This window comes from Desulfobacterales bacterium (assembly GCA_029211065.1).
Lineage (GTDB): Bacteria > Desulfobacterota > Desulfobacteria > Desulfobacterales > JARGFK01 > JARGFK01.
The window spans coordinates 1-5,053 of record JARGFK010000186.1; the positions used below are offsets into that span (position 1 = coordinate 1).

The 5,053-nt window shown below is 46.0% G+C and carries 6 protein-coding genes; all 6 read right to left on the bottom strand.

Annotation, left to right across the window (positions count from 1 at the left end; all coding sequences use genetic code 11):
- Window positions 1–455: 455 nt before the first annotated feature.
- The gene (locus P1P89_22135) at window positions 456–1,244 is read right to left on the bottom strand and encodes a WcaI family glycosyltransferase (GenBank protein MDF1594219.1); all 789 of its coding nucleotides are present in this window, start codon (window positions 1,242–1,244) and stop codon (window positions 456–458) included.
- Window positions 1,190–1,462 carry a glycosyltransferase gene (locus P1P89_22140; protein ID MDF1594220.1) on the bottom strand — a complete coding sequence of 91 codons (273 nt, stop codon included), beginning with the start codon at window positions 1,460–1,462 and terminating at the stop codon, window positions 1,190–1,192. Before P1P89_22140 ends, P1P89_22135 begins: the two co-directional genes overlap by 55 nt.
- A 146-nt stretch (window positions 1,463–1,608) precedes the next feature.
- Entirely contained in the window at window positions 1,609–2,010 is a 402-nt protein-coding gene (locus tag P1P89_22145) for a type II toxin-antitoxin system VapC family toxin (GenBank protein MDF1594221.1), read from the bottom strand.
- Window positions 2,011–2,574: 564 nt separating this feature from the next.
- Window positions 2,575–3,186 carry an FkbM family methyltransferase gene (locus P1P89_22150; protein ID MDF1594222.1) on the bottom strand — a complete coding sequence of 204 codons (612 nt, stop codon included), beginning with the start codon at window positions 3,184–3,186 and terminating at the stop codon, window positions 2,575–2,577.
- A gap of 925 nt (window positions 3,187–4,111) precedes the next feature.
- A complete protein-coding gene (locus P1P89_22155; protein MDF1594223.1) occupies window positions 4,112–4,615 on the bottom strand; it encodes a hypothetical protein in 504 nt (167 codons plus the stop codon).
- Window positions 4,616–4,769: 154 nt separating this feature from the next.
- Window positions 4,770–5,053 (bottom strand): hypothetical protein (locus P1P89_22160; protein ID MDF1594224.1); only part of this gene is annotated, 284 nt, incomplete at its 5' end.

Here is a 5,053-nt window from a genome sequence, read left to right on the forward strand (position 1 = left end):
ATGATGCAAGCGTCCGCGGGTAATACTGTTTTCGTCATTTTTCGTATTTTATGATGCTTACCAGAGCTTGGCTTTTACCGGGGCAGCTGGGACGATTACCGATTATGGCCAAGGCAGAAATCGGTAAAGGGGAAAATTACCCATAACCGGCATTACCGGAAATGGGCAAAAACGATCTTGTTTGAAAAATTGACTTACCGATTTCAGGTTTGACGTGAAATCGGTAAAGGATGAGCATGCAACCGAAAGTCGGACGGGCGGTTTAAAAAAGTTGATTTACCGAAAACAGGTTTGACCTGAAATCGGCAAATGGACAAATTACTCAAAACGGTTCAAGGCGGAATCGATAGAGTTCGATGGATCCATGGACGGTTTTCTTTCAAACTTACACACTTAAGCTCAAGGCGGAAGTGTGTACACACTTTAGCTCAAAGCGGAAGTGTGTAAGTTTATGGCTATGCGAAGGGATTCAGGGCATCGGTGAATTGGGATAAAATCTTTTTGCGGTTAAGTTCCTTAACGGCAAAGTCTCTTGCGGCCATCCCCAATTTTTCACGTTCTTCAGGGTTTTCTGCGAGCCTAATAATTGCATTCGCGAATGCAGCGGCATCTCCGGGCGGCACCAATACTCCTCTTCCCCAAACTACTTTCCCGATTTCCGTATCCTGCTTTGCCATCGCCACCACCGGCCGGCCGGATGCAAAAATGCCTGTAAGCTTAGACGGCATGACCAGATCGGCTGCTTCAGCTTTCTGGGGCAGCAGATGAATGTCTGCAAGGTTTAAGAGATCATTCAGTTTTTCAGGCGGCTGCAAGGGCAAAAAAATAACGTCAGGTAAATCAGCGGCCAAATTACGGATTGTATTAACAACCGCGCCCTCACCGCACAAAACAAACTGAATGTTTCTATTTTTTAACCTTCTGGCCACATCGATTAAGATGTCAATGCCCTGCTTTTGTCCCATGTTTCCGGAATATAAAGCGACAACTTTATCTTCAGGTATTCCCAGTTCCTTGCGAAAAGAATTCAAGCCATTTAGTGGATATATCACTTCAGTATCCACCCAGTTGGGGAATAACAGGGTCTTATTGCTTGGAACCCCTTTTTGAAAAAGCTTGGACAGCATTCGATTTGAAATGGTAGACACGCAGTCAAATCTTCGAAGCAACAGCCTTTCCAAGCCTATGATTAATCTTTTAAATGGAGGATACGTTTCAGACCGCTTACCATTTCCGGAACCCATAAAGGGCAGCGATATACTCTTACGCCATTATTGTTTTCCAGCTTATAGTGCCTTCCCGAATACCCATCCCACACCTGCCATTTGGGATAATAAGGCGGTGCGGTCACAACCCGAACGTCATGCCCCTGGCCAGCCAGCCAGTCCACCATCTCAGCGGTATATTTGCCGATGCCGACCAACTCAGGTGCAAAATTAATTCCGACTATAAGAATACGCATCAAATTGTCAGATTTTTAGATTAGGGATTGGCGGGATTGGCGGACTATTCAATCAGGATTGACAGGAAATCCGAAACTTTTTTAATTATTTACGATTTGCAGCGGGCGCACAAAGAATAGATCGGAATAAATCACAAATGTTTCCATCACTCTTCCCAATCTTCAATTTTGAGATCTGGCACTCGCGCAAACTCCCGAGTATTATGTGTTACAAGAATAGCTTTATGTGCTACTGCGATAGAAGCAATCATTAAATCATTCGGCCCGATCAAAGTCCCCCGAAGGGATAGTGCCGAACGGATCTGTCCATAGATTCGGGCGGCATCATCGTCAAAATCCAGCGATGTGAACTTCGTGAATAATGCATCCAGAAGCTCAAGATTTTCAGTTGTCCGGCTACTTTTCATGGCCCCAAAGTACAACTCGGCCTTGACGACAGAACAGAGCCGAATCCTGGAAATATCAGAAGATAAAAATCTATCTTTAACCAAATTTTCTCCGGGATTTAAAAACCGAATCCATGCATTGGTATCCGGCAGATAAATCATTTTAATTCCTCACGGACTTCGTAGGTTCCCTGGTCTTCCCTTACAAGCAAATCTCCAGCCCATGCACCTGCAAATTTCTTTAGAGATGAACCTTTTGCCTTCTGGTCTCTGTGAAGCGCTGTGTCATCATCGAATGGAAGCAAAATTACTTCCACCATTCGATGTTTAAGGCTACGCGGTATTTTTAAAATACCTTCCAACCTATCACTATGCATTGTTTGACGAACAAACCCTGCTTGCGTTGGTGTCTTTTTCTTTTTAACGATTGTGGTGCCATATCCAGCCTCCTTTTTTTAATCATCAGCATAAAGGGGGGATTCCTATAAACATCTATTTCATAACGGATAATTGATATTTTTTATCCAGATTAACCCAAATTATCACAGAATATCTTTTTTATAAACAAACTTTTTATTAGCGTTACTCTATGTACCTCGTGGTACCTTTGTTACCGGCAAAACAGAAAATCTCCTTGCACCGCCTGGCCAGCTTTATCGTAGCAGACGTTGTATACTCCGCTCAATTTATACCCCCGTTCGCGCAGCCAGGCGATGATCTCATCGGTCAGAGTCTGCCCCTGATACAACTCCACAAACGGGCATTCAGCATAGACATAAGCAAAACGCGATAGTAGGTCCTCACATCCGCGAAGGGCCTCCAGCTCGAACCCCTGCACGTCCAAAACTTGAGCATGGCCGGAGAAACGATTTCATCAGCCGATACAAAGTCAGGCAATCGCCCCACTGAAACCGTTTCCGTTCGGGCTTCGCCTGTTCCCGGAAAAAGCCGCTCCTGCATTGCACCTATCGCAAGCAGCGATGACGAGTCGTCACGATGAGAAACATGGATGGTCGCCTTCCCCGCCTCCGACCCGATGGCCGCCTGATGGAGAATCACCCTGGCATCGCCCTGGAAAACCTTGCGAAACCGAGCCGCCGGCCTTGGAAGCGGCTCGAAGGCGATAACCTTCGCCCCGGGCGCCCACTGTCGCACGGCCAGCGCAAACTGCCCCCGATTGGCGCCGATATCGATTACCGTCGCAAGATCCGAGCGGAGCACCTGTCGATGTTCGGCCCCTGCCAGCACTCGGTTTCGAACCAGTGCCCGCAGTAAATTCTTGGACCGCAGTACCTGCGAAAGTTTATCTATGCGAGTCAAAAAAAGCGATGTTTGCAAACATCAACCTCAGGTTTGGAAATTGAACCGAAAAGGTGCGAAGGACGCGAAGTCTATTTGCCCGAATCAGGCAGCCGGCTGAAGAAAAAGTTGCCGGCCATCGATTCGTGCAAAGAAGCTTATTTTTTGAGAAATGCTTGGACGCGGTTAAAAACTTGACTTACCGAAAACAGGTTTGACTTGAAGTCGGTAGTTTAAAAATTTTAAGAAAATAGTTAATAATTAAGATGCGACCCTGTTGCTTCTGTTGCTTCGTGAAATTGTCGAAGCCAGTCTGGACAGATGGCAAGTGGAAGATCGATTCCGTCTCAGCAAAAATGATGATCTGGTAAGTACGCGTCCTATTCGGCACTGGACCGACAGCAAGATCCGCTGTCACTTATTTACTTGCGTGGCGGCAATGACTTATTTGCGTAGATTGGAGCTCAGGCTCTCCACAGCAGGCATAAGCCGTACAGCGGAAGATGTCATGGAGGATATGCAGCACCTTCATTCCGTGCTGACTTTGAACAAGGGGTCTATAAAACCGATCCGGCGATTAGAGACGCCAACAAAGACCCAATCCGAAGTCCTAACCGCGTTAGGTCACCGGATTGGCTACAGTGGGGTCTTACAGCTGATAGCTGCATAACCCACTGAATAATATGACTTTACAACTGTTTCTGACGTTTAACCCTGAAACTCCTGTCAGAGCTAATAAAGCGTCTTTCCAAAGAATAGCGGCCCCTAAAATCCAGGTGCTGCACCAAGTAAGTTACCCAAAGTTGCTCAAAGCTGAAATGGGTAACGGAAGCGGCGGTAAATTAGCCGAAGTTGCTTGCCCAAAGTTGCTCAAAGCAGAAATGGGTAAGATTTTGGCATTAGGCAGAAATCGGTAAATGGATAAATTACCCAAAAGAGCTTTGAGCGGAAATGGGTAAGTCTTTTATCTCCACATCCAAATCAACAAAACCCATAGGAAAAGACCGACACCGACTGCCAGGATAAGTCCTTTCAGGGCTCGCCTTCCGGTTTTTATCTCCTTTGCAGTCGTCGCTTGGGGGAAAATATCGTTTATTTGTTCAAAAGTAAGCGGCTTTTTAAGATAGGTAATATCCGGGCAGGAACCACCTGTCTGATTTCCCAGGCCGATTATGGGAATATCCGGCTCTATTTTTCTAATGTTTGCTGCCAGATAGTCTGGGGTTACATCAATGGAATCAAGATCAATCAGAACCAGGTGGTGCCAGGTATGCTTTAACCTTTCAACAACCTGCTCGCTGTTTAAGGCAACTGAAGCACCATAAAGGTTTTCGTTTAACATCTTTTCAATAGAAGCAGCCCACTCCTTGTCACGAGTGACAACCAGCACATCTGCCAGGCAGGAACGATCAGCAACTTCTTTCCTACCGTCAGCCCTCTCCTCCAATTTTTTGGCGCCGGTGATCATCAGAATTCAGACTTGAAAGAAATGCTTATATTTACCCAAAGTTGCTTTGAGCAGAATTGGGAAAAGACTTTTTTTGACAGGATCCATGGGCAGTGATTTCCAAAAACTTACACGCTTCAGCTCAAGGCAGGAGTGTGTAAAAGCGGAAATGGGGTTAATGGGGCTGAGACGGGCCGTTGTTTAGGTCCTTGGAATCCCGCAGCTTGCCGGCTTTTTCCAATCTTTCAAAGGCATCAATCATGGAGCGGCGCAGGCTTTCAATTCGCTTTAAGGTAAAATTGTCCATGGCGCTTTGTTCCAGATCCCTTAACAACAGTAGGGTTCCATAGTTTTTACTGTCATTGACAAACAACTGCATCTTTATATGGAATGGGATAAAAGTCTCTGAAGCTGATCGCCCTGCTCGGCGACTTACCGATTTTAGGTTTGACGTGAAAT